Annotated in this window: 17 protein-coding genes and 1 pseudogene; 12 read left to right on the forward strand and 6 right to left on the reverse strand. The window is 62.7% G+C overall.

Going from position 1 to position 23,336, the window contains the following annotated elements; genetic code table 11:
- Positions 1 to 14: 14 nt before the first annotated feature.
- The gene (locus tag B0G80_RS19540) at positions 15 to 1,040 is read right to left on the reverse strand and encodes a hypothetical protein (RefSeq protein ID WP_147309877.1); all 1,026 of its coding nucleotides are present in this window, start codon (positions 1,038 to 1,040) and stop codon (positions 15 to 17) included.
- Between the two features lie 91 nt (positions 1,041 to 1,131).
- On the opposite strand from B0G80_RS19540, the gene B0G80_RS45925 reads away from it, so the two are divergent.
- Together B0G80_RS45925 and B0G80_RS19550 are read left to right on the forward strand one after the other, a co-directional pair.
- A complete protein-coding gene (locus B0G80_RS45925; RefSeq protein WP_181919986.1) occupies positions 1,132 to 1,569 on the forward strand; it encodes a hypothetical protein in 438 nt (145 codons plus the stop codon).
- 529 nt (positions 1,570 to 2,098) lie between these two features.
- Positions 2,099 to 3,183: pseudogene (locus tag B0G80_RS19550) on the forward strand (glycosyltransferase family 4 protein).
- A 30-nt stretch (positions 3,184 to 3,213) separates the two neighbouring features.
- On the opposite strand, the gene B0G80_RS19555 reads toward B0G80_RS19550, so the two are convergent.
- The 4 genes from B0G80_RS19555 to B0G80_RS19565 all read right to left on the reverse strand — a co-directional run bounded on the left by B0G80_RS19555 (position 3,214) and on the right by B0G80_RS19565 (position 8,786).
- A complete protein-coding gene (locus tag B0G80_RS19555; protein WP_116119059.1) occupies positions 3,214 to 5,607 on the reverse strand; it encodes a PIG-L family deacetylase in 2,394 nt (797 codons plus the stop codon).
- Positions 5,608 to 5,736: 129 nt separating this feature from the next.
- Complete coding sequence (locus tag B0G80_RS19560) at positions 5,737 to 6,189, reverse strand: GDP-mannose mannosyl hydrolase (protein ID WP_116119774.1); 453 nt, start codon at positions 6,187 to 6,189, stop codon at positions 5,737 to 5,739.
- Positions 6,190 to 6,234: 45 nt separating this feature from the next.
- On the reverse strand, positions 6,235 to 6,384 hold the full coding sequence (locus B0G80_RS45930; RefSeq protein ID WP_181919988.1) for a hypothetical protein: 150 nt from the start codon (positions 6,382 to 6,384) through the stop codon (positions 6,235 to 6,237).
- Positions 6,385 to 6,497: 113 nt separating this feature from the next.
- Positions 6,498 to 8,786, reverse strand: coding sequence for a hypothetical protein (locus tag B0G80_RS19565; RefSeq protein WP_116119060.1), 2,289 nt, complete (start codon positions 8,784 to 8,786; stop codon positions 6,498 to 6,500).
- A gap of 803 nt (positions 8,787 to 9,589) precedes the next feature.
- Between B0G80_RS19565 and B0G80_RS19570 the strand changes: the two genes are divergently transcribed.
- The 9 genes from B0G80_RS19570 (at position 9,590) to B0G80_RS19610 (ending at position 21,958) form a co-directional block, all read left to right on the forward strand.
- Positions 9,590 to 10,579 carry a helix-turn-helix domain-containing protein gene (locus tag B0G80_RS19570; RefSeq protein ID WP_106284430.1) on the forward strand — a complete coding sequence of 330 codons (990 nt, stop codon included), beginning with the start codon at positions 9,590 to 9,592 and terminating at the stop codon, positions 10,577 to 10,579.
- Between the two features lie 85 nt (positions 10,580 to 10,664).
- Entirely contained in the window at positions 10,665 to 12,212 is a 1,548-nt protein-coding gene (locus tag B0G80_RS19575) for a mannose-1-phosphate guanylyltransferase/mannose-6-phosphate isomerase (RefSeq protein WP_116119061.1), read from the forward strand.
- Between the two features lie 53 nt (positions 12,213 to 12,265).
- Entirely contained in the window at positions 12,266 to 13,651 is a 1,386-nt protein-coding gene (locus B0G80_RS19580) for an undecaprenyl-phosphate glucose phosphotransferase (protein ID WP_116119062.1), read from the forward strand.
- Positions 13,652 to 13,716: 65 nt separating this feature from the next.
- Complete coding sequence (locus tag B0G80_RS19585) at positions 13,717 to 14,856, forward strand: polysaccharide biosynthesis/export family protein (RefSeq protein WP_116119063.1); 1,140 nt, start codon at positions 13,717 to 13,719, stop codon at positions 14,854 to 14,856.
- A gap of 49 nt (positions 14,857 to 14,905) precedes the next feature.
- Positions 14,906 to 17,140: a polysaccharide biosynthesis tyrosine autokinase gene (locus B0G80_RS19590; protein ID WP_116119064.1), complete on the forward strand. Its 2,235-nt coding sequence runs from the start codon at positions 14,906 to 14,908 to the stop codon at positions 17,138 to 17,140.
- 88 nt (positions 17,141 to 17,228) lie between these two features.
- A complete protein-coding gene (gmd, locus tag B0G80_RS19595; protein WP_106284425.1) occupies positions 17,229 to 18,347 on the forward strand; it encodes a GDP-mannose 4,6-dehydratase in 1,119 nt (372 codons plus the stop codon).
- Positions 18,348 to 18,352: 5 nt separating this feature from the next.
- Positions 18,353 to 19,312, forward strand: coding sequence for a GDP-L-fucose synthase (locus tag B0G80_RS19600; RefSeq protein ID WP_116119065.1), 960 nt, complete (start codon positions 18,353 to 18,355; stop codon positions 19,310 to 19,312).
- A 112-nt stretch (positions 19,313 to 19,424) separates the two neighbouring features.
- The gene (locus B0G80_RS19605) at positions 19,425 to 20,567 is read left to right on the forward strand and encodes a glycosyltransferase family 4 protein (RefSeq protein ID WP_106284423.1); all 1,143 of its coding nucleotides are present in this window, start codon (positions 19,425 to 19,427) and stop codon (positions 20,565 to 20,567) included.
- A 56-nt stretch (positions 20,568 to 20,623) separates the two neighbouring features.
- Positions 20,624 to 21,958, forward strand: coding sequence for a glycosyltransferase WbuB (locus B0G80_RS19610; protein ID WP_116119066.1), 1,335 nt, complete (start codon positions 20,624 to 20,626; stop codon positions 21,956 to 21,958).
- Between the two features lie 31 nt (positions 21,959 to 21,989).
- Here the strand turns inward: B0G80_RS19610 and B0G80_RS19615 are convergent, their stop codons facing one another.
- Positions 21,990 to 22,502: a hypothetical protein gene (locus B0G80_RS19615; RefSeq protein WP_116119067.1), complete on the reverse strand. Its 513-nt coding sequence runs from the start codon at positions 22,500 to 22,502 to the stop codon at positions 21,990 to 21,992.
- Between the two features lie 185 nt (positions 22,503 to 22,687).
- Between B0G80_RS19615 and B0G80_RS19620 the strand changes: the two genes are divergently transcribed.
- Positions 22,688 to 23,308 carry a DapH/DapD/GlmU-related protein gene (locus B0G80_RS19620; protein ID WP_116119068.1) on the forward strand — a complete coding sequence of 207 codons (621 nt, stop codon included), beginning with the start codon at positions 22,688 to 22,690 and terminating at the stop codon, positions 23,306 to 23,308.
- The last annotated feature ends 28 nt before the right edge of the window (positions 23,309 to 23,336 follow it).

The raw sequence follows: 23,336 nt of genomic DNA on the forward strand, positions 1-23,336 counted from the left end.
CGGGTTGCGCTCACTCAACCGGGGTGAGCCGCGACAAAGTTTTTGTACGTCGCGGTCTTTTGCGGAAAGACGAATAATCCAAAATTGGGCGCATCGCCGTCCGCTTGATAGAACGAAACGTGCTCGATGTTGTACTGGACGCGGTTGTTGTACATCTCGGTCATCCACTGCTGCATGTAGGCCGATCCTGCCGCGTCGCTAGCCTCGGGGTTTGAGTTCCATTCGGTTATCATGATCGGCTTCCCATAAGCAGTGGCAATGTATGCAATCAGGTTGCCGAAGCTCGTGGCGCCATCACCGCCGATGTTGAACATGCTTCCGTAGGATTGGTAGTTATGCCATGTGGTGATATCCCACCGCACAGGAGCATGCCCGGTGCTGCCGTCGCTTTCGGTGCCGTTCCAAAGCATGTCGCTCGCTGCTATCTGCACTTCCGTGAAATTCACACCACAACGGAGCAGTGGATTGACCGAATGTACCCCGTCGATCATTCCACGAATAAGACCGCGCATCGCGGCCCATTTTGCACCGTGCGTGTAGTCTCCGCGCTGATCGCCCGCCACCCCGCCGCCGCCAGGGCATATCTCCGGCTGCGAGATCATTTCATTTCCGCACTCGAAAACCGTTACGCCAGCCGGCGCAAGTGCATTGGCGGCGGCGGCGCCTAGCCCGAAACCAGTCGAATAATTCTGCGCTTCGGACTGACTAAAATTGGTATCAGGCGTGATACACGCCAACACCTTGAAAGTTGGATCGATCGCTGCGATGCCAGTCGCGATGCTTGCAATCCGGCTAAGCACGCCAGGACTGGTGTCCTGTGTATCCAGGCGGATAACCTTGGCCCCAATTTGCTGAAGATGAGAAGCCATCTGCTGGGGCGTCCACGTGTAATTCGGATGCATATTGATCCCGTAGAACGGCAAAGTTCCGGGCTGCGCCTGCGGCTGCGCCTGCGGGGAGGAGGGACGCCTTGTGCGAGCTTGGGCCACAGAAAGCCCCGCCGCCGCTGCAATAGCGGTGACAAATTGACGACGTTTCATTTATTGCCCCCTGTAACCAACCGGCAGCGTCACACCCGCCTTGGCGCCCGCGCTGCCTGAGCCTGCCGACGTGGTGGGCGAGGCGCAGCTCATGGCCGCGGTGCCGCCCGTGGCGTTCAGCGCCACGGTGCCGGTGCTGGTGTTGTTAGCCGCAGACGTGCTGGCCGAGCTGTTCGAATTGCTGTTGTTGCCGTTGGACTGGGCCGCCGCGGTGCTGGCGGCGCTGTCACCGCCGCCGCATGCGGCGAGTGCCAGGGAGCGTGTTGAGAGTGCGAGTAGTTGCGATTTCATCAATCTGTATGTAAGCAATGCGTTAGCTGATGATTCGCCCTGTCCTGGCGCAAAGGGCGTTCGGGAGGTGGAGCGAACATCGGGGTTCATTTGCAAGCCAGCCGATGACCGAGGCTTCGACACTGGCGTCCTGTGTGCGCAGCTTTGCGGCTGCGCGAAGGTGATGTCTTCCCGGGATGTCCGCCCCGAACGCATTTCTCTGCAGAGAAACTCTTGTCATACGAAACCGGACCGCTGACAGAAGCGGTTGGCGGAATCGGACGACCGGGGAAGGTACGACGAAAACGGCCAGCGTGTTAAGGAACAGCGCGATTCAGATCGCAGTACGCGAATTCACGGCTGGGCCAATGAATTTTTTACCGCCCTGTAAGCAAGACAAGCCGATTTGGGAAGAATCGACCGCAAGAATACGCATTAGTCTGTTTAAAAGAAGTAACGAGTCGTTACGTATGAACATTAATGCAGTACTAATTGCTTTGATCGCACGAAAATATCCGTCAGGCGAAACCAGTATTTTTCCGCCATGAAGAATTGGGGTCTTATTTATTTGAAATGGATGCCTAACTATCTGGCGCGGCTAATCGACTCAGAAATGGGCGCTAGGGAAACGCCTATTTATTCAGCTCGGAGGTGATCGCTGGCGTAGCTGAGGACGTTAAGAAGGAACGCGCCATACGATGTTGGATGCCGACGTTATTTGGGGTCTGCAATAACGGGGGCGGCATCCCTCCGCTGCGCAAAAGGGCGGTTATCCAGAGAGATAAATCGTGAGAATTCTTCAACTGGTTCATGCACCGCGTCTGTCCGGCGCAGAAGTACTCGTAAAGGGATTGGCCATTCATCATCAGCGCGGTGGCCATGAGGTCTGCATGACATCGCTGCTTCCGGAGCAGGACGATTTCGCCGCCATTCATGCAGAACTTCAGGCAGCCGGCGTCACGTGTCTGTTTCCCGAGGTTCGCTACGGCAGGGTGGGAAAGCTGCTGCACCTGTATCGCGTGGTGCGACGGTTCCGGCCCGATTTCATCGTCGCTCATGCCACGCTTGCCGCGCTGTATGTGCGCCTTCTGCCGGTCCATACGCCGATTGCGTGGGTCATGCATTCCGGCGTCAACGATTTCGAGAACGGCGCGCTCAAGCGGGCCGAACGCCTGCTCTCACGGCGGGCGAGAGCCATCATCGGCGTGTCGCAGCAGAATATCGACGACTACCTTCGGGAGATTGGCCGGCATCCCTCCATGGTCGTGATTCCGAATGGCGTGGATGCGCAATTGTTCTCGGAAGGCGACGACGTCGCCGCGCGGACATCGGCGTGCACCCGAAGCAGATCGTCCAGCTCGGCCGCTATATCGAAGGCAAGAGCCAGCTGGACACGATCCGCGCATTCGAGCGTGTGCTGCAATCGGAGCCGGAGGCGCGTCTGCTGTTATGCGGCGTCGTCGAAGATCTCGACTATCACCGGGCGGTGCTGTCGTTGGTTCGTCAGCTCGGCCTGGAAAACAGGGTGACGGTGGGCGGGCCGCGTTCCGACGTCGCCGCGATTCTGCGTGCCTCGCGTGTCTTCGCGATGCCGTCGCGTTTCGAAGCACAGAGCATTGGTTTTCTCGAAGCGCTTGCGTCGGGCATTCCAGTCGTGGCGAGCCGGATTCCCTCGTTCGGTTTTGCGAGCGCGTTTGCCGGCGTCAGCCTGGTCGACACGACCGACGCGGAAGCCTACGGCCGCGCGCTGTTGCACGCACTCGACACGCCGCGCGCGAACCGGCAACTGGCCGGCTACACGCTGCACGACACCGCGGATCGGTACATGACGATCGCGCGCAAGTTCGTTCACCCGCTCCGGGTTTCGGCCTGACGTCGATCGGGCCGGCCGGCTTGCGTCACGTTATTGCGCGAGCCGGTCGATTCGCACGGTCTCCGAGAAAAGCCCCGGCAGTTTGCCGAATTCCTGCGCTTCGCCCAGCGCCAGGCCGTTTCCGGATGGATAGCGCGTGATTGCCGGCGCGCCACCGGTGAAATAGAAATCGCCGAGGGTCGCGTCGGTCCGTCGAAACAGCACGAGTGCCGCTCCCCGTTTGTCACGCACGAATTCCGGAAACACGTCCGACCACGACATGCCGTGCAATGTCGCCGCTTGGGCCGGCGCGCTCGCCGCGCCGCTCAGGTCGAGCGTGGCGACGTCGATCATGGCTTCTTCGCTCGATTCGTCCAGATGCGGCGTCAGCAGAATCAGCGTGTTGCCGTCGCGGCCATGCACGGCGCCCATTGTCACTTTCACGAAGCCGGGGGCAAAAGTCGCCGGCAACACGTTGCGCTCGCCGACACTCATGCGCGTGCCGTCGTTGGCGATCGGCGTGATCGCGAGGCGTCCGTCGGCGGCGCCGTCGACCGCGACCAGTGAGGCGCGCGAGCCGGCCGTTTCGCGTGTCAGCAGATTGACGTTCTGCGGCAGATTTCTGGCCTGCGCCCAGAGCACCGGCGCCGATCCCGTTGAGATGCCCGATCCTTGCGCAGACGCCATCCACAGATCGAGCCCGCTGTCGGGCCGCTTCTGCGCGATCAGCACGCTGGCTCGTCCGGTGCCGGTAAAGTTCGCCGCCACATATTGCTGCGTCAGTTCCGGCCTGAACGCGTTGCTCGTTTGCAGCCAGAGGCGTGGAGTCTCGAACGATTCGCCGGTACTGCGAAGCAACCAGAACGCGGTCCCGCCCTGGCGCGCCGCGACGATCATCAGATCCGCCTTGCCGTCGCCGTCGAAATCGCCGAGCAGGAAGCGCACGCTGTCGAAGCACAGTTTGTCGCCGGCGCAACTCGGCGCGCTCGCCAGGGGATCGAAGGGGACGGCGCTCGCGTACCACAGCGCGGGCGCCGAAGCCTTGGTAAGCGACGCGGCATACACGTTGAATCCCGGACCGTCGTGTTGCCGCTGTACGTACACCACGGACTGTTCGCCCGAGCCGGCGATGTCGCCGACCATCGCCGCGGCGAGCCTCAGGTCGTTCGCCTGCGTGTGTTGCGTGGTGGCCCAGCGGTAGCGCGTGGTGAGCGCGGTGCAGCCGCGCATGGTGAGCTTGCCGTCGTTTTCGCCGAGACAATGCCGCATCGGCGTATAGACGAGGCCGAAGTCCCACGGCGTCCAGCTTTGCGCCACGTCCCATTGATCGCAAGTCTCCGCGACCAGGTAGCCGTCGCGCTCGGCGATACATTGCGAGGTCGCGACGCTCACCAGCGCGGCGTTGCGCGTATTGCCGGGATACACGGTCAGCGGATCCCAACGCCATTGCTGCGCGGACGAGTCCGTGCAGGCGGCGAGCGCCGGCGCGCGGCCTGGTCCCGCGGAAGTCAGGCAGCGGCTCGCCGCCGCGTTGAACAGCTGGATCGGATGAGACACGAAATCCGGCACGCGGCGATCGGTGCGATCGTCAACCACATAGCGGCGCGAAATCCAGTTGCCGTCCCACTGAAACTCGCCGAATACATGGGACGACTCGCTGCCGTCGATGGAAAAATAGCTCGCGACGATGTCACGCTTGCGCTGCACTTCGGCAGCGGGGAGATTACCGGGCCAGCCGCCGGTCGGATAGGTGACGTGGTAGACGATCGGCACGCCCTTGCCGAGTGTCTGCGCGACGTGGCGAGTAATACGCGCGGAATAGATATGATCCGGATGTTCGATAAACGGCACGGTGTCTGGATTGAGCGTGTAGATCAGCGTCGCCGGCGCGAGCATCGCTTTTAAAGTAGCCGACAGGGAATCGCGATCGTATTTCACGCGCACGGAGCCGTCCGCGTTCATCGGATAGGTGGAGATCGTGGCGTGTTGTTCCCACAACAGGCCAAGCGGTACGCGGCCGCCGCGCACGGCGCCGCCGGGCAGGCGAAGTTCGAGCAGGCGCACTTGCGGCCTGGCCTTCAGCACCATCTGATGCACGAGCTTGCCGGCAATCGTAACGTTTGATTCGAGCCACTCGTCGGGCACGCCGGCCATGCGCGCGTAAGCGAGCCGCGAAGCGCGCTCGCGGGTTTGAACGTATGCGAAATCCGCGCCGTTGGCACCGCCGATCAGATGCACCGTGGTGATGCACCAGCCCGCGTCGAGACGCTCGCTGATGGCGGGGTCTACGAAGAGCAGATCGTCGTCGAGGTGCGCGACTACCGTGACCAGTGTGCCGGGGCCGCACTCAGCCGCGCGCGCCGCGCCCGGCGGGAAGGCGAAGAAGAGCACCGCGAGAAAAGCAAAGAATGCATCGCGAACGAGCGGGCTTGCCGATAATCGCATAGTAATCCGAGCTCTGACGGTGAGCTCGCATCATACTGTAGCAGCCATGACCGGCGCGTTGCCGAACTCACAGTCCTTGGCAAATTGCGATCCGGCGGGTTCGGCCTCGTGCGACGGCCCGCGGCTGCGTTAAAGGAAGTAGGCTTTGGTGTTGTCGTGGACGTCCGCGCGCGCGAGCAGTTCCGAAGGTGCAAGCCACAGATATTCGCTGTGCTGCTCGGGCCGTCCAAGCGGCGCGGTGCCGGGGAGCGTGAGCGAATAGGCGAGCACGATGTAATGCGTCGACACGTCCGGCTCGCCCGCGAAATTGTCGTTGTAGTGATGCTCGAACACGCCTTCGAAGCGTGCCGTCGAGCGCGCCAGTTTCGCGATGCCCAGCTCGGCGTCGGCGATGCGGGCAAACGCGGCGTCGAGTGTTTCGTCTTTGTGGATGCGGCCGCCGGGAACGAACCAGGTGCCACGGGCAGGGCGGTTGCGGCGGCGGCCGACCAGCACGCGCCCTTGCGTATCGCTGACGATCAGATCGAACGCGACCAGAGGCGTGAGGCGGACCACGTCCAGGAAATCGATCTCGGTCAGCAGCATGTCATCTCCCGCGTTTCTCGCGCCGGTTGAACGCGTCATCAGCTAATAGTCGCGATGGTGATCATCGTGTCGCGTGAGCCGGCCCGAGACGCCCGTCAGAAAAAGCGCGAGCACAATCGCGCCGATCGTCGCGAAGAGAAACGCGCCGATCAACGCGGCCAGTATCAGCGTCATCCATGCAAGGCCGTTCATGTCTCGGCTCCGGCGTGTTGGTAGGCATGCTAACGTGCATCCGCTTGCATACTATGTGCGCCAGTCGCCGCAGAGGCTGTCCCATCACGCCGAAGTATCGGCACATCGCGCCGCTAATGCGCCACGTAACCCTCGGGCGTGGTGACAGCCTCCTTGAAGACGTTGGCGTTGCCGGAGACGACATAGACCGGCGCGGGCGAGAGTTTCAGGTTAGCCACGCCGTCGCGGTACGGCAAGCTCGTCGCGTTGCCCATCATGTCGAACACCGTCACTTCGCCGGCCGTGCCCGGCGCATCGACTCGCAGACGGTAGTCCACGCTGCGACTCGCGTCGAAGCCGCTTTGGGCGTTCCACTTGTCGTTGTCGTGCGTCCATAGCGCGGTCACGATCTTGCCGCCGCCGAGCCGGCGGAACGCGTAGGCGTAGACGCCTTTGGGCAGATCCTTGAGCGGTCCGAGCGTGTCGGTGCCGTCTATGATCCGCGTCATCGCCGCTACCGCGAGCGCCGCGGGTTTCGGGCTGATGCGGGCTGGACCGTAGGTGCCTTTCGGATGATCGAGCTCGAAGAAAATCCCGTAGCCGGGCGCGGCGTCCGGCATATCCGCCAGATAGAACACGTAGGTCATGTCGGCACCTTCGCCTAGCAGGATCAGATGCGTGCGCGCCGTCACGGCAGCTTGTGCATACAGCACGTTCGCGCCCGGATAATTCTTGCCATACGACTGCCCGATGTCGTAGCTGATGCCCGTTTCGGTCACGAAGAGCGGCGCGCCGGGCTTCAGGTACAGACGCATTTCGTGGCGCAGCGCGCGCATCGCGGAGGGCAAAGCGCCCGGCACGGTGCCCTGATTGCCGGTATCCGCGACGCGCTCGGGCGGGTGCGAGGGCGTGGTGCCGATGTCGTAGTAACCGTGAATCGTCATGCCATCCATATAGCGGCCGATGCCTTGCGGGCCGAGCTTGCGCATCCACGTGACATTACCCTGCACTGACGAATAGGTCGGACCCATGACCACCGCATGCGGATCCGTCTGATGGATGCCTTCCCAGACGGCCTTATACATGCCGATGAAATTCGCGTCCGTGTCGCGCCACGGCAGACCGCCGTCCGCGTCCGGTTCCCACGTCACCTGATAGTAGTTATCGCGCTGTTTCGGAAAGTAAGTCGTGCGCACGCGATTCGACTCGGCGCCTACCTTGGCCATGTAATCCTTCATCTGCGCGGGCGATTTCGGCGCATAGCTGTGCGTCTCGGTCTTCGTGGGACTCGCCCACTGCGGAATGCCGTCGAGCTGGATCAACCGCAGCAGGTCGCCGCGCCGGAAGAACGGCGTGAGCTGTTTGCTGGCGGACTCGAACGTGCCGGCTTGTTTCGGCTCCTCCATATACCAGTTGCGATTGTCATTGACCCACGTGAGGCCGAGCGCGGTATAGACCGGCCGATAACCGTCGCCGTCACAGCAGTGTTGCCCCGGCGCAAGATAAGCCGCGCCCTGTCCGCCGAAGCGGTGCAGATCTTCATACGGAAAACGCACGACGGGTAACGCAGCGGACGCATCGGGCAGCACGCCGAACGTCGCGATACCCGCGGGGCGCGTGCCGCGCGCATCGAGCTGACCATGGGCACGTTCCAGCGACGCGGACACCGCGAAGTAGCCCGCCACGCTGGACGCGCAACTCAACGTGGACAGCGTCGCTCCCGCCGCAACGGGAAAGCGTCCGCTGGCGCGCACGGCATTCCACGTGTCGCGTATCTGCCAGTTGAGCGTGTCGCCTTGCGTCGGCCGCGTGGCGAAAACCAGCGCGAACGGTTTGTTCACCGCGAACAGGCGCGTGCCGTCGCTGGGCGTATCGGCTTCGAGCAGATCGCCGTTCGCGGCAGCAGGTACTTGCGATGAAGGCGACGAGCAACGCAGCCCTTGTCCGGGCGGCGCCTTCAGGTCTATTGGCGTGGCAGATTGCATTGCGGCGCTCGGCGCTGCGTCCTGCTTCGCGACAGGCGCGGGTGCATTGCTCGCCGCCGCCGGCGCCATCGCGCAACGTTTCTCCACTCCGGGCGCAGGATCGCCGAATACGCCGTTATTGCACTCCGCACTGGTTGAGAACGTTTTGACTACGTGTTGCTCCGGCGTGCCATACAGCACGTCGCGCGTACCGTTGAAACGGCACGTGCCGTACTCCGCCGCGCACGGCGTCCACTTCCTGCCGTCCGCGGTGAATGGGCCATTGCTCACACCATTCGCCTGCGGCGCAGCATCGGCGGCTACGCATCGGCCGGCCGCGAAGCCAAGCAGAATGGCGGCCACTGCCGAGATAGCGAGGCCCATTTCCTGCCGTACTCCGCCGCCGGCAAAGGCGCCGTCGCGGTCTCGCGGCGCGCGCTGTTCGCGTACATTCGACATGTGCTCCCCGTGTCGTTCGCTGTCCATCCAGGCGCCACAGACGCGTCGCCCAATTACTAGTTCACCAGGTCAGAGCCGCCTCGTATGACACCTTCGTGCAATGTGTTGCGGAAACCGCATAGTGTATTTCCGCACACCGCTGGCGGAAATAGTCCGGTCCCGTCTCGACACATTCCGCCATTGGCCCGTCTATTGCCGTGCGACCTAAAGGTATCTTATTTGTGTGTTTCAGGTTTGAAACATTAATCGTCGCGTTTATATGCGTGCGATCCAATAACAACCAAGTAAATAATTTTGTCGAACTCTCAAGTGTTTATATTGGTTGTTCGTTTTACTTATTGCCATCCCCGCGCATATATCGTCAGAAGAAACCATAGTGGGCACGGGCTGCGGCAGACGTCGGGATTATAAAGCCGGTTGCACTCATTCTGGCGCCATGATGGGAAAAAGTCACTTCAAATCCACTTCGCGATGGATAGATCGAATTGTAACTGCGCCGTTTTCGAGTAGTCGTGGTGTGTGCGGTGGCGTACGAAATGGCGTTTTTATTTGCATTAACATTCGCAGAATGCAAATTCATTCCTATGCGGAATCGGCAATTAATTCGTTGAAAAGACGGCGGTTGCGGGGTTGTTCCGAAAATCCCTGGTTGGTCACCCTGTCCATACGCCAACATGTCTGCGCTTTCGGTCATGGCGGCTAAGTGCTTGAAGGGCGGTGACTATGATGCGCTGCACAGAGGATGGCCTCTCTGCGGCCTTCCAAGGTGAAAAGTAGATCCGTTTTCTGGTGAGAGGATGACTATGACCTGCGCGAGTCTCGAGTCCGCAATGCTGCGCTGGGTGCACGCTCCGAGCAAGGGTATGCGTCGCATCGCGATACTGATGTTCAACGACTGCTCGCTGCAGGGAGCAGGGGTTGTCGCCGAGGTGTTCCAGGCAGCCAACGAAATGGCTTCGTCCGGCTCGGGCGGTTGGTTATACGACGTTTCGTTCCTGTCGGCCGACGGCGGCATGGTGACTTCGTCGTCCGCGCTGCGGGTCTGGACCGACGGACTCGACGCGCGGCATTACGGCGGTTTCGACGCGCTGTATGTCGCGGGTGGCAAAGGCGCATTGGCTGCCGCGAACGATGAGCGCCTGATTGCGTGGCTGCGCCGTGTGCGCCGCAATACCGGCATGATCCGGCCGATCGCGGAAGGTCGCGCGTTGCTCGAGGCGGCGTTCGTGCCCGACAACCACGAGCTTGGCGATGCGCATGCGCAGTCGGCGCCGACGCCGGCGCGCCAGCCTGAGCAGACGGCCGATGCGGGCGATCGTCTCGAATCGATGCGAAGCGCGCTCGCCATGATCAAGCGCGATCTCGGCGGCGCCACCGCGCGTACCGTCGCCGAGCGCCTGCTGGCGGACTCATGCTCGAATCTCGCGCCGCTGCTCGGCGAAGACGGCGGCCTGAGTCCTGGCGACAAGGTGCGCGCGGCAGCTCGCTGGCTGCAAGAGAATTGCCAGCAGGCGATTTCGATTGCCGACGCGGCGCAGTTCGCCGCGATGAGCGAGCGCAACTTTCTGCGCCGCTTCAAGATGGAAATGGGCATTACGCCCTCGAGTTTTCTGTTGCACGAGCGCCTTGCGGTGACCTGCAGCCTGTTGACCGAATCGGAATTGCCGGTCGACAAGATAGCCCGCCGCACCGGCATGGGCAACGGCGATCGACTCGCGAAAGTGTTTCGTAAGCGGATGAGAATTTCGCCGACCGAATTTCGAATTCAAAGTCGCCGACTAGTCGGCGAATAGCGACGGGGCCAGCCGGCGAGCCGTGTGGCAACACGGCATCCGGTCCGTACTTCCATCGACTTTGGGAATTATAAGGAATGCGAATATGTTGACTCAGGGAGCTGTAGGCGCCGCGTCGGCCGGCACGCATGCTGCGGGTGCCGCGACGGCGGGCGCGGGTTCCACGCGCATTGTTCCAGTCATTCTGGCGGGCGGCTCCGGCACGCGCCTGTGGCCGGTATCGCGGGAAAACTATCCGAAGCAACTGATCGACGTCGTCGGTTCCGACTCGCTGCTGCAAGCTACCGCGCGGCGCATGGACGGCTTTCCGGCCGGCTGGAGCGTGGATGCCTCGCCGATCATCGTATGCGGCGAAGAACATCGCTTCGTGATCGCAGAACAACTTCATGAAAATGGCGTCGATGCTCGTCTTATTGTCGAGCCCGCTCGTCGCGATACGGCGCCCGCATTGACGCTGGCGGCGTCGCTGGCGTGCTCGGAGGGCCGCGACGCGATTCTCGTCGTCATGCCGGCGGATCATTCGATCGCCGACGTGCCCGCCTTGCAGGCCGCGCTGGAACTCGCAGCGCGCTACGCCGAGCAGGGTTCGATCGCGACATTGGGCGTGCCGCCCACGCGCCCCGACACCGGCTTTGGTTATATCCGCGTCGGCGCCGAACTGGCGGGCGGCGGCCATGCGATCGACGGTTTCGTCGAAAAGCCCGCGGAAGAACTCGCGGCGAAGTATGTGGCGGCGGGCATGTATTGGTGGAACAGCGGCATCTTCATTGTCCGAGCCAGCGTGTGGCTCGACACGTTGAAGCGTCTGCAACCGGACATGCACTCCGCCTGCGAACGCGCATTCACGGGCGGCCGCATGGACGGTGCGTATTTCCGGCCGCTGGTCGATGCATTTCTCAGTGCGCCCGCCAACTCGATCGACTACGCGGTGATGGAGCGCCTCACCGAGACAGCCGGCCCCGAAACACCGGACAGCGCGCCGGCGACACCGGCAGGCGTCGTGATCGGACTGAATGCAGGCTGGTCGGACCTGGGTTCGTGGGACGCCGTGTGGGCCGCGATGGAGAAGGACGCCAACGGTAACGCAGGACGCGGCCGGGTGACCTTCGAAGGGGCGGTCTCGAGCTATGCGCATTCGGAAGGCCGGCTGGTTGCCTGTGTCGGCACCACCAATGTCGTGGTGGTCGAAACCGCGGACGCGGTGCTGGTGGTCGACCGCTCGCACGTGCAGGACGTGAAGGGGCTGGTGTCGCGCATCAAGGCGCAGCACGCGCCGGAGGCCGACGCGCACCGCAAGGTGCGCCGTCCTTGGGGTTTCTACGATTCGATCGACCATGGCGAGCGTTTCCAGGTCAAGCGCATCGTGGTGACGCCGGGCGCGCAACTGTCGTTGCAATTGCATCACCACCGCGCGGAACACTGGGTCGTCGTGCGCGGCACGGCGCTCGTCACACGCGGCGAAGAGCAGTTTCTGTTGAGCGAAAACGAATCGACCTATATCCCGCTCGGCATCAAGCACCGGCTCGAAAACCCGGGCAAGGTGCCGCTCGAAATCATTGAAATCCAGTCAGGCGCTTATCTCGGCGAAGACGACATTGTGAGGTTCAACGACAACTACGGCCGCTGCTCCTAAACAGCACGCCGGACTCAACTGCGGACAAGAACGGCAAGAACGAGGTGACCAGAATGCGCAAGTTTCAGGATTTGCTCGCGCGAGTTTTCGATGTTGCATTGGTATTGGTGGGTGCGGCGGTGGCGTCGCAGATCCGCTTTGACTACCTCGCTCAATCCGGATTCTATTGGGCCCTCGTGATGTTTTCCGCCGCTTTCGCGTTGGCTATCTTTCCGGCGTTCGGCGTCTACGAATCATGGCGCGGCCGCTCCAAGCTGGTGCTGGCCGGCCAGGTGTCGCTCGCGTGGCTGATGGTGCAGGTCAGCGCGCTGGTGCTGATGTATTCGCTGCATCGTATCGACTTCGTGTCACGGCTGTGGTTCTCATACTGGACGGCGGTGACCGGCGGCCTGCTGATCGCATACCGCCTGATGACGCACGCCGTATTGGCGAGGGCACGCAGCGCGGGACTGAATCTGCATCAGGTCGCGATTGTGGGCAGCGGCTCACAGTGCGACGCGATCATTCGCCGGATCAACGCCGCGCCGACCACCGGTTTTCGCGCCACGGCCGTGTACAACGCGCGGCCGGATGTGTCGCCGGTCGCGAGCCTCGGAATCCCGGTGTTCGACACGGTCGACGCGCTGGCCGGCTACATGCGGACCAACGACGTCCACGAACTGTGGCTGATGCTGTCGCTTTCCGAAGAGCCGCTGATCTGTTCGCTGGTCAGCGAATTCCGCGACGACCTGGTGAACATCCGTTTCATGCCGGACGTGCGCAGCCTCGCGCTATTCGAGGGCAGCGGCGTGATCGATCTGCTCGGCGTGCCGGCGATCAATCTGGTGGCTTCGCCGCTGTCCGCGAACTCAATGCTGAAGAAGGAAATCTTCGACCGCCTGTTCGCCTTGACCGCCTTGATCGCGCTCGCGCCGGTCATGCTCGTCATCGCGATCGCGGTGAAGCTGTCCTCGCGCGGTCCAGTTCTGTTCAAACAGAAACGCAAAGGCGCCGACGGTCACGTATTCACGATCTATAAGTTCCGTTCTATGCGGTTGCACACGGAGCAAAAAGGCACCGTCAGGCAAGCTACGCGTAACGATCCGCGAGTCACGAAAGTGGGCGCCTTCCTGCGCCGCACGAGCCTCGACGAATTGCCTCAATTCTTTAACGTGTTGCGTGGCGACATGTCGGTCGTAGGACCGCGTCCCCATGCACTCGAGCACGACGACCTCTATCAGAAAGTGGTCGCGGGCTATATCAATCGCTACCGCATAAAACCGGGGATCACGGGGTGGGCACAGATCAACGGTTTTCGTGGCGAAACCGACCGCATCGAGAAGATGGAACGTCGCGTCGAACATGACCTGTATTACCTGGGCCATTGGTCGTTCGCGCTCGACATGCGGATTATCGGCGCGACGATAGTCGCCGGACTGGTGCATCGAAACGCTTATTAGTTGTTAACAAAACGCTGCGCGCTTCGTCCCTTGAGGAAAAACGCCGTGGCACAAGGAGGAACATCATGAGCTCGCTTGGTCTACGCACGGGAAGTCTCCTGGTTTTCGCTACGGCAACACTGCTTTCTGGATGCGGAATCGCGCCCGGCCAGCGGATGATCACACCGGCCGCCATTCAGGACACCGGTGGTGATTACAGTACTGAGCCGTCGCAGCAACAGCAGATTCCGATTACCGATATCAATCTCTCGCTGCTGCGCAAGATGAACCAGGCGCAAACGGCGTCGACGCTGCCGCCGGCAACGACTGCGCTGTTCGGCAAGCCGACCGCTTACAAGGTCGGCCCCGGCGACGTGCTGCAGATCGTCGTGTGGGATCACCCGGAACTCGCGGCCGCGCTCGGCCAGCCGCAGCAGAACGCGAAAACGTCGGACGCCGCAGCCGGCTTCCTGATCGACGAAAACGGCGACGTGCAGTTCCCATATGCCGGTACGGTACACGTGGCCGGCAAGGACGCCACGACGATCCAGAAGGAGCTCTACAAGCGTCTGAGCAAGGTGTACCAGAAGCCGGAAGTGACGGTGCGGGTGGCCTCGTTCCGCGCGCAGCAGGTTTATGTCGACGGCGAAGTGCGCACGCCTGGCGCGCTGTCGGTTACCGACATTCCGATGTCGCTGACGAACGCGATCGGCCAGGCCGGCGGCCTCAGCGCCAATGCGGATCGCAGCCGCGTGGTGTTGCTCCGCAACGGCGTGCCGTATCAGTTGAACGTGGACGACCTGATCAAGCGCGGCCGCAATCCGTCGGACATCTACCTGCAACCGGGCGACGTGCTGCGGGTGGCGTCGCGTGAAGACAGCGGTGTCTACGTGATGGGCGAAGTCAACAAGCCGGCGACCATCCTGCCGATGCGCAACGGTTCGTTGACGCTTTCGCAGGCAATCTCCGACAGCGGCAGCTTCGACTCGAACACGGCCGCGGCGCGGCAACTGTTCGTGATCCGCAACTCGACGAGCGAAACGCCTGAGGTGTACCACCTCGACGCGACCTCGCCGGTGTCGATGGTGCTCGCGAATCAGTTCGAACTGCAGCCGAAAGACGTGGTGTATGTCGGTCAAGGCGGGCTGGTCCGCTTCAACCGTGTGTTGAACCTGCTGCTGCCGGCGATCAATGCGGCTGTGACGGGCGCCGTTCTCGCGAAATAGTAACCGCACAGTGTGAACTTGAACCTCCGGACCTTGTTGGGTGAAGAAAATGGCAATCAACTTTGAAAACCGTTACACCGACGTGTCCGGTCCGGACGAGCTTCACCTGTCGGACTATCTGCGCACGATCGTGCGAGGTTGGCGCACGATCGTCGTGGTGACGCTGATCGCGCTCGCGCTGGGATGCGCGTACGCTTTCCTCGCGCCGCCGACGTACCGCGCGGATGTTCTGTTTCACGTAGAGGACAAGACGGCGAATGCCAATGCGAACGGCAAGGATTCCTTGCCGCCGCTCACCGGCATGTTCGACACCAAGCCTTCGACGGCGGCGGAGATCGAGTTGCTGAAGTCGCGGCTCGTCACGGAAGAGACCGTCAAGAAACTGCACCTCGATATCACGGCTGCGCCGCGCTATTTTCCGGTTATCGGCGGAATGATCGCGGGGTTGGTGAACGGGCAATGGGGCTTCAAGTTGCCGCAGTTCATCAACCTGTCCGGCTATGCATGGGGTGACGAGAGCATTTCGGTGTCGCAGTTCGACACGTCGAAGGAAATGTACGACACGACCTTCACGCTGATTTCCGGCAGTGACGGGTCGTACGTACTGCGGGACAAGAACGGTATTGCGATTCTGTCGGGGAAGGTCGGCGAAACCGTGGAAACGGATACGGCCGACGGCCCGATCACGCTGCGCGTCGATAAGCTGGTCGGCCCTGCCGGCTCGCGTTTCGAATTGCAGCGCGCCTCGACCTTAAGCACCGTGGACCGTTTACAAAAGGCTTTGCTGGTGCAGGAGACCACGCTGCAATCCGGCGTGATCCGCGCGAGTCTGGAAGGCGGCGACGCCGGCTTGACGGCGGCGATCGTCAACAGCATGGCGCGCGAGTTCGTGCGTCAGGATGTGGAGAGCCGTTCGACCGAAGCCGAGCATATGCTGGCCTTCCTCGATCAGCAACTGCCGGGCTTGCGCAAGGAGCTCGACGACGCCGAGCAACGCTACAACAAGTTCCGCAACACGCATGGCACGGTCGACCTGGGCGAAGAAAGCCGCCTGCTGCTGCAACAGATCGTCGATAACAAAACCAAGCTGATGGATCTGCAGCAGCAACGCGCGGAGATGTCGCAACGCTTCACGGCGAATCACCCGGCGGTGGCCTCGCTCGACGCGCAGATCGCCGCATTGCAAGGTGCGGCGGCCAACATGAACCGCAGCGTGGCGGTGATGCCGGATACGGAGCAGACCGCCTTGCGTCTGCTGCGCGACGTGCACGTCGATACGGAGCTGTACACCAATCTGCTGAACAGCGCGCAGCAACTGCGCGTGGCGAAGGCGGGACAGGTGGGCAACGTGCGCGTGGTCGATTTCGCCGAAGCGCCTGATGAACCCGTGCGGCCGAAGCGCGTGATCGCGATCCTGATCGCGCTCGGCGGCGGCCTCGTGCTCGGCATTCTGCTGACCTTCTTCAAGCGCGCGATGTACGGCGGCGTGGAACGTCCGGACGAACTCGAAGGCATGCTCGGCGTGCCGGTGTTCGCCGTGGTGCCGCGCAGCCAGACGCAGTTGAAGCTGCAGGAAAACGTCATGCTGCGCCGTCGCGGGCTGCATGTGCTGGCGCAGCAGGCGCCTGAAGACATTGCCGTGGAAGGCGTGCGCAATCTGCGCACCTCGCTGCAGCTCTCGCTCGATCACGCCGAGAACAACGTGGTGATGATCACCGGCTCGCGGCCCGATTCCGGCAAGTCGTTCCTGTCGGTGAATCTGGCGGCGCTGGTGGCGTCGGCGAACAAGCGCGTGCTGATTATCGACGGCGATATGCGGCGCGGCGACGTGCATTCGCATTTCGGTGTCGCGCATCAGCCGGGTCTGTCCGACGTGCTGAGCGGCGGCGACCTGAGCTCGATGATTCAGCGCGATGTGCTGCCGGGTCTCGACGTACTTGCCAAGGGCACGCTGCCCTCGCATCCGGCCGAACTGCTGATGAGCAAGCGCTTCGAAACGATGCTCGAAGAACTGAAGTCGCACTACGACCTCGTGATTGTCGACACGCCGCCGGTTCTCGCGGTGACCGACTCGACGGTGATCGGCAAGTATGCGGGCACGACACTGCTGGTGGTGCGCCACGGCCGCCATCCGCTCAACGAAGTCATGGAGACGGCCAAGCGGCTGCGCAATGGCGGCGTGGGGCTCAGAGGCGTTCTGTTGACCGATGTGCCGCAGGAAGGTGCGTTCCTCGGCTCGGGCTATCAGGGCGGTTACTACGGCTACGACAGCATTGCCGGTTGAGGCGGCGGCCGACGGCCGGCGGCGCAACACAGCCGCGCAGCCAGGCTTCCGGCACTCGGAATGCACAGGTTAACGAGGAGAAGGCTCCATGAAACGTAAGGTCGCGCTGATCACCGGCATCACTGGACAGGACGGGTCGTATCTGGCGGAACTGCTGCTCGCCAAGGATTACGACGTACACGGCATCAAACGCAGGTCATCCTTGTTCAATACAGACCGGATCGATCATCTTTACCGCGATCCCCACGATCCGGATCAGCGCCTCTTTCTGCACCACGCGGATCTGACCGACTCGACCAGCATTTTGCGCGTGATCCAGCGCGTCGAGCCGGACGAGATTTATAACCTCGCCGCGCAGAGCCACGTCGCGGTGTCGTTCGAGGAGCCGGAATACACCGCCAACGCGGACGGCCTCGGCGCCTTGCGGATTCTCGAAGCGATCCGCATTCTCGGCTTGCAGGAGAAAACGCGCTTCTACCAGGCCTCGACCTCGGAGCTATACGGTCTCGTGCAGCAGGTGCCGCAGTCGGAGACGACGCCGTTCTATCCACGCAGCCCATATGCCGTCGCCAAGCTGTTCGCGTACTGGACCACCGTCAACTATCGCGAAGCGTACGGTCTCTACGCATGCAACGGGATTCTGTTCAATCACGAATCGCCGGTGCGCGGAGAGACGTTCGTGACGCGCAAGATCACGCGCGCTGTCGCGCGTATCGCGGTGGGCATGCAGAAGACCCTGTATCTCGGCAATCTGTCGGCGCTGCGCGACTGGGGTCACGCGCGCGACTACGTGGAGATGCAATGGCGCATGCTGCAACAGGAGCAGCCGGAGGATTACGTGATCGCCACCGGCGTGCAGTACAGCGTGCGTCAGTTCGTGCAGCACGCCGCCGCTGAACTGGGCGTCACCGTGCGGTTCGAAGGTACCGGCGTCGACGAAATCGGCATCGTCGAAAAGGTGGAAGGGCGCGAGATCAGGATGTCGCCGGGCGACGTGATCGTGCGGGTCGATCCGCGCTACTTCCGACCCGCCGAGGTCGAGACACTGCTCGGCGATCCATCGAAGGCGCATGCGAAGCTCGGCTGGCAGCCGACCACCTCGTTCGCCTCGCTCGTCAAGGAAATGGTGCGCTCTGACTATCAGATCGCGCGACGTGACGCGCTTGTCACGCTGGCCGGATTCACGGCGCTGGAACATCACGAGTAACGGCGATGAACAAACAAGCACGCATCTTCGTCGCGGGCCACCGTGGCATGGTCGGCTCCGCGCTGGTCAGGCGTCTTGCCGCCGAGGGGTATCAGAACGTGATTACCCGCTCGCGCAAGGAGCTCGATCTCACGGATCAGGCGGCCGTGAACCGCTTCTTCGAAAGCGAAAGGATCGACGTGGTGCTGCTCGCGGCCGCGCGCGTGGGCGGCATTCTCGCGAACGCGACGCAGCCGGGTGAGTTCATCTATGAAAACCTGGTGATCGAAACCAACGTGATCCATGCCGCGTATCGCGCCAAGGTCGAGCGGCTGGTGTTCTTCGGTTCGTCGTGCATCTATCCGAAGCAATGTCCGCAGCCGATCCGCGAGGAGTATCTGCTGACCTCGCCGCTGGAGCCAACCAACGACGCCTATGCAATCGCGAAGATCGCCGGCGTAAAGCTGTGCGAAGCGTACAACCGCGAGTACAACACGCAGTACGTCGCGTTGATGCCGACCAATCTGTACGGCCCGAACGACAACTACGATCTGAAGAGCAGCCACGTGTTGCCGGCGCTGCTGCGCAAGGCGCACGAAGCGAAGCTGAACGGCGACGCCGCCTTGACGGTGTGGGGATCGGGCACGCCGCTGCGCGAGTTCCTGCATGTCGACGACCTTGCCGCAGCCACGCTGTTCGTGCTCGAGCACAACGTGACGGAAGGGCTCTTCAACGTCGGCGTGGGCGAGGACCTGTCGATTCGCGAGCTGGCCGAATGCATCTGCAAGGTGATCGGCTTCGAAGGCGAACTCGTGTTCGACGCCTCGAAACCCGACGGCACGCCGCGCAAGCTGCTCGACGTTTCACGCCTGACGCAAATGGGCTGGCAGGCCACGATCGGCCTCGCCGACGGCATTGCCTCCACCTATCGTGACTTCGTCGAATCACACGCTGGTTCGACGCCCGCCGCCGCCATCGAAGCGTAGGCGCGTGGACGGCCGCCACGGCGCGGCTTTGGATTGACGGACCAAAGGGGACGCTGTGCCTGCGCAGAATGCGCAATGCACGCAGGACGATATTTCTAGGAGTGGCATAAAAATGACAGCGTCAGTCACGATCTTCCACAACGTCGTGTGGTCGCGCCACAAGGGTGTCGTGTTTTCCGCCTTGCATAACATTTCGGCTTCCGGAGCGATTCGCTATTCGATGGTGCAGATCGCCGATACCGAGCACGACCGCGTCGGCTTTTCCGACGTCGATTATTCGTTTCACCGCTATCCGATGCAAAAGCTGTTCGATGGCTGCTACGAAGACGTGCCGACCCTGAAGCTGATCGCGCGGCTCACATGGGAAGTGCTGCGCACCAAGTCGGATCTGATCGTGCTGCCGGGCTACCACCGCCCGGAATACTGGGCGATGCTCGCGGCGTGCATCGTGACCGGCAAACGGCGCGCAGTGTTCTGCGATTCGACCGCGCGCGACCGGCCCAAAAAGTTGCTGACGTCGATTCCGAAGCGCGTGTTTTTCGCGCTGTGCGACGGCTATTTCGGTTTCGGCGAGCGCAGCCGCGAGTATCTGCTGTCGCTCGGCGCGAAGCGCGACAAGATTTTCGTGCCGTGTCAGGCGGCGGCAATGCCCGGTTCGTTTTCGCCGGAACGTGCGCTGGTCGAGCGGGTCGCCGCTCGCGCGGGTAATCCGCCGGTGTTTCTGTTCGTGGGGCGTTTGTCGGAAGAGAAAGGCATCGGCACGCTGATCGACGCGTTCGCCGGATTGCGGCGGCGGATTCCGGCGGCGAAGCTGCGCATTGTCGGCACCGGCCCGATGAGCGACGCGTTGCATGCGAAGGTGGCCGAGCTCGAACTCGGCGACGCGGTGACGTTCGTCGGCAGTCTGCAAGACGAGCCGCTGACGCGGGAATATTACGGCGCCACCTGCATGGTGCTGCCGAGTTACAGCGAACCTTGGGGACTCGTGGTCAACGAGGCGCTCGCGCATGGCTGCCCCGCCGTGGTCAGCGAAAGTTGCGGCTGCGTGCCGGAACTGGTGATCGACGGAGTGAGCGGCTATGCATTTACAGCGGGCGACGTCGCCGGCCTGCAGCGCACCATGCTCAAGGCCATGGAGGCGTTCGCCGACGCGGGCGGCACCGCGCGCCGCTGCATGGATGTGATTCGCCGTTTCGATCCGCCTTCCGCGGCTGCCAACATCGCCCGCGGCTGCGCTTTGATGTTGAGCGACTGAGCCGCTCCGCACAACCAGGTCGCGCCACAACGCCCTTACTCGCTCCGGCAGTCACGATGAAGATACTGATCTACGGCATCAACTATGCGCCTGAGCTGACGGGAGTGGGCAAGTACACGGCGGAAATGGCCGTGCTGCTGGCTAGCCGCGGACATGACGTGCGCGTGGTGTGCGCGCCGCCGTACTACCCTGAGTGGCGTGTCGGCGAGGGCTACGCGTCGTGGCGCTATCAGCATGAAACGCGCGACGGCGTGGCGATCTGGCGTGCGCCGCTGTGGGTGCCCGCGCGTCCGAGCGGCCTGAAGCGCATGCTGCATCTGGCGAGCTTCGCGGCGACCTCGCTGCCGCTGCTTGTGCGGCACGTGCTGTGGCGCCCGCACGCTGTCATGCTGATCGCGCCGACCTTGATGTGCGCGCCGGGCGGGTTGATGCTCGCACGCATCACGCGTGCGCCCGCCTGGTTGCATATTCAGGACTATGAGGTCGATGCGGCATTCGATCTGGGCTTGCTGAAAAGCTCATTCGCGGCCCGCATGGCACGCCGGGTGGAAAGCGCTTTGCTGCGGCGCTTCGACGCCGTGTCCTCGATCACGCGGCAGATGAGCGAGCGCGCGACGACCAAGGGCGTGGACGCATCAAAGGTTGTCTGTCTGCCCAATTGGGTCGACGTGTCGACGATTTTTCCGCTTACGCGGCCGAGCGAATTCCGGCGCCTGCTGGGGGTTCCTGACGACCAGAAAGTGATTCTGTACTCCGGCAACATGGGCGCGAAGCAGGGCATCGAAACGCTCGCCGATGCGGCGGTTGCGCTCGCGGCGCGCACGGATCTCACCTTCGTGTTCTGCGGCAGCGGCGCGGCGAAAGAGGGCCTGCGCGAACGCTGCTCGGGACTGACGAATTGCGTGTTCCTGCCGCTGCAACCGTTGGACCGTCTGAACGAACTGCTCAACCTCGCCGATATTCACGTGCTGCCGCAACGCGGCGATGCGGCCGACCTCGTCATGCCGTCCAAGCTCACCGGCATGTTCGCGAGCGGACGCGCGACCGTGGCAATGGCGCGTCGCGGCACGGCGCTCTACGAAGCCGTGGCGCCGCGCGGCGTGGTCGTGCCACCGGACAACCTGAAGGCGCTGACCGCGGCGATCACGGCGCTGGCGAACGACGCGGAACGACGCGCGGCACTCGGCAAAGCGGCGCGCGCTTATGCGGAGCGCACGCTCTCGCCGGAGTCGACGATTCGCACCTTCGAGGAACGGCTCGCGATGCTGTTGCGTGAGTTGGGAGGCAAACGCGAGAAAGGCGGCACGCCGTCTTTCCGCGCGCGGCCTTCAGGTGCTGCGGCGAGGCGCCGGCGAAAACCGGCTACTGCGGAGGAAGCCGCGCCGGATTGATCCGGCCCGCGGCGGTGTCATGAAGACGATATCACCAGGGAGAGCGGTAGACGCCCTGCTTTCCGGCGTAGGGGTCGGTGTAGGTGGTTCTCGTGGCGCCTTGGGGCGTCAGACCGGCGGCCGTGTTCGGACGTCCCGGCTGGCCGGCCACACGCACCTGACCGTCGGCCGCAGCCGGCGCCTTGCCCTTGCCCTTGGCTTTGCCTTTGCCGACCGCTGGCTGCGCGGCCTGGTCGCCGCCCAACACCGTCATGCGTTGCGTGTCGAGCAGCGCCGCGCGTTGAGCGTCGTTCGTATCGCCTTGCGCGCCGTCGGTGCTGTAGGGGTTCGGGGAGCCGAGCAACGCCTGCTCGCTATTGCGATGCGCGGCGCGCCGGTTGGCGGGGAGTTGTGCATTGAGACCGTAGCCGTTGGCCGCCGTCGCGGCGGGCGGGAGGGCAGGCGCCGCGTTATTGGGTGCGGCGTTCTGCGCGAAGGCCGGCACCGCGCACGATGCGATCGCGAGAAGCGTCCAGCTAGCAGTGTGTCGAAGCGAGGTGATCATCTGATTCCCCAAGGAAATGCTGTCGGGATAAAGCTATCGTGCGCCAACCACTACGCGCGTAGCCGCCAAAACGCTTGCCTGCACAGCCACCGCGTGAAGCCGGGCCAGGCGCCGCAACATAATGTAAGAGATTTGCCTGGCATGCCTGCCTATGTTTACCACTGTTCGTGGTTCGGAGAAAGCTGATGGGTAACGTAGCCGACGATCCTCACGTCGGGCGCATGCCGCCGGCCGAGGGCGCGCCAGAGAACGGCCGCGTGATCGATCTGTCGCAGGCCGGAAAAGGAAATTATCAGGCTAAGCGCGGCGCGCTGGTCGAGCTTGTCTGGTTCGTGCTGGAAGCCTGCGTGATCAACAACAAACTACTGCCGTTCTCCGCTGTACGCGTCGCGTTGCTGCGTCTGTTCGGCGCGAAGATCGGTACAGGTTGCCGATTCGTGCATCCGCTGCGGGTGAAGGCGCCGTGGAACCTCGAAGTGGGCGACAACTGCTGGTTCGGTGTCGATGTGTGGATCTACAACCAGACGCTGATTCGCATCGGCTCGAACGTGTGCATTTCTCAGGGCACGTTTCTCACCGCGGGATCGCACGATATGAGCACCGCCATGGATCTGCATGTCGCGCCGATCATCATCGAGGACGGCGTGTGGATCACTTCGAAGTGCGTGGTGCAAATGGGCGTGACGATCGGCCGTTCGGCGGTCGTGACACCTTTGTCGGTCGTGCATCGTTCGCTGGAAGCGGAGGGCGTGTACGGCGGCAATCCTTGCCGTTTTATCAGGAAACGGTTCGACTCCGTGACCTGAACCACAGACATAAAGCCACAGCGTTTGT

It is taken from the genome of Paraburkholderia sp. BL6669N2, assembly GCF_003387275.1.
Taxonomy (GTDB): Bacteria; Pseudomonadota; Gammaproteobacteria; order Burkholderiales; family Burkholderiaceae; genus Paraburkholderia.

What these genes read in the sequence shown, in the direction of transcription:
- B0G80_RS19540 (WP_147309877.1), bottom strand. Translation starts at nt 1,040, where the DNA reads ATGAAACGTCGTCAATTTGTCACCGCTATTGCAGCGGCGGCGGGGCTT.
- B0G80_RS45925 (WP_181919986.1), top strand. Translation starts at nt 1,132, where the DNA reads ATGGCCGCGGTGCCGCCCGTGGCGTTCAGCGCCACGGTGCCGGTGCTG.
- B0G80_RS19555 (WP_116119059.1), bottom strand. Translation starts at nt 5,607, where the DNA reads ATGCGATTATCGGCAAGCCCGCTCGTTCGCGATGCATTCTTTGCTTTT.
- B0G80_RS45930 (WP_181919988.1), bottom strand. Translation starts at nt 6,384, where the DNA reads ATGAACGGCCTTGCATGGATGACGCTGATACTGGCCGCGTTGATCGGC.
- B0G80_RS19565 (WP_116119060.1), bottom strand. Translation starts at nt 8,786, where the DNA reads ATGTCGAATGTACGCGAACAGCGCGCGCCGCGAGACCGCGACGGCGCC.
- B0G80_RS19570 (WP_106284430.1), top strand. Translation starts at nt 9,590, where the DNA reads ATGACCTGCGCGAGTCTCGAGTCCGCAATGCTGCGCTGGGTGCACGCT.
- B0G80_RS19575 (WP_116119061.1), top strand. Translation starts at nt 10,665, where the DNA reads ATGTTGACTCAGGGAGCTGTAGGCGCCGCGTCGGCCGGCACGCATGCT.
- B0G80_RS19580 (WP_116119062.1), top strand. Translation starts at nt 12,266, where the DNA reads ATGCGCAAGTTTCAGGATTTGCTCGCGCGAGTTTTCGATGTTGCATTG.
- B0G80_RS19585 (WP_116119063.1), top strand. Translation starts at nt 13,717, where the DNA reads ATGAGCTCGCTTGGTCTACGCACGGGAAGTCTCCTGGTTTTCGCTACG.
- B0G80_RS19590 (WP_116119064.1), top strand. Translation starts at nt 14,906, where the DNA reads ATGGCAATCAACTTTGAAAACCGTTACACCGACGTGTCCGGTCCGGAC.
- gmd (WP_106284425.1), top strand. Translation starts at nt 17,229, where the DNA reads ATGAAACGTAAGGTCGCGCTGATCACCGGCATCACTGGACAGGACGGG.
- B0G80_RS19600 (WP_116119065.1), top strand. Translation starts at nt 18,353, where the DNA reads ATGAACAAACAAGCACGCATCTTCGTCGCGGGCCACCGTGGCATGGTC.
- B0G80_RS19605 (WP_106284423.1), top strand. Translation starts at nt 19,425, where the DNA reads ATGACAGCGTCAGTCACGATCTTCCACAACGTCGTGTGGTCGCGCCAC.
- B0G80_RS19610 (WP_116119066.1), top strand. Translation starts at nt 20,624, where the DNA reads ATGAAGATACTGATCTACGGCATCAACTATGCGCCTGAGCTGACGGGA.
- B0G80_RS19615 (WP_116119067.1), bottom strand. Translation starts at nt 22,502, where the DNA reads ATGATCACCTCGCTTCGACACACTGCTAGCTGGACGCTTCTCGCGATC.
- B0G80_RS19620 (WP_116119068.1), top strand. Translation starts at nt 22,688, where the DNA reads ATGGGTAACGTAGCCGACGATCCTCACGTCGGGCGCATGCCGCCGGCC.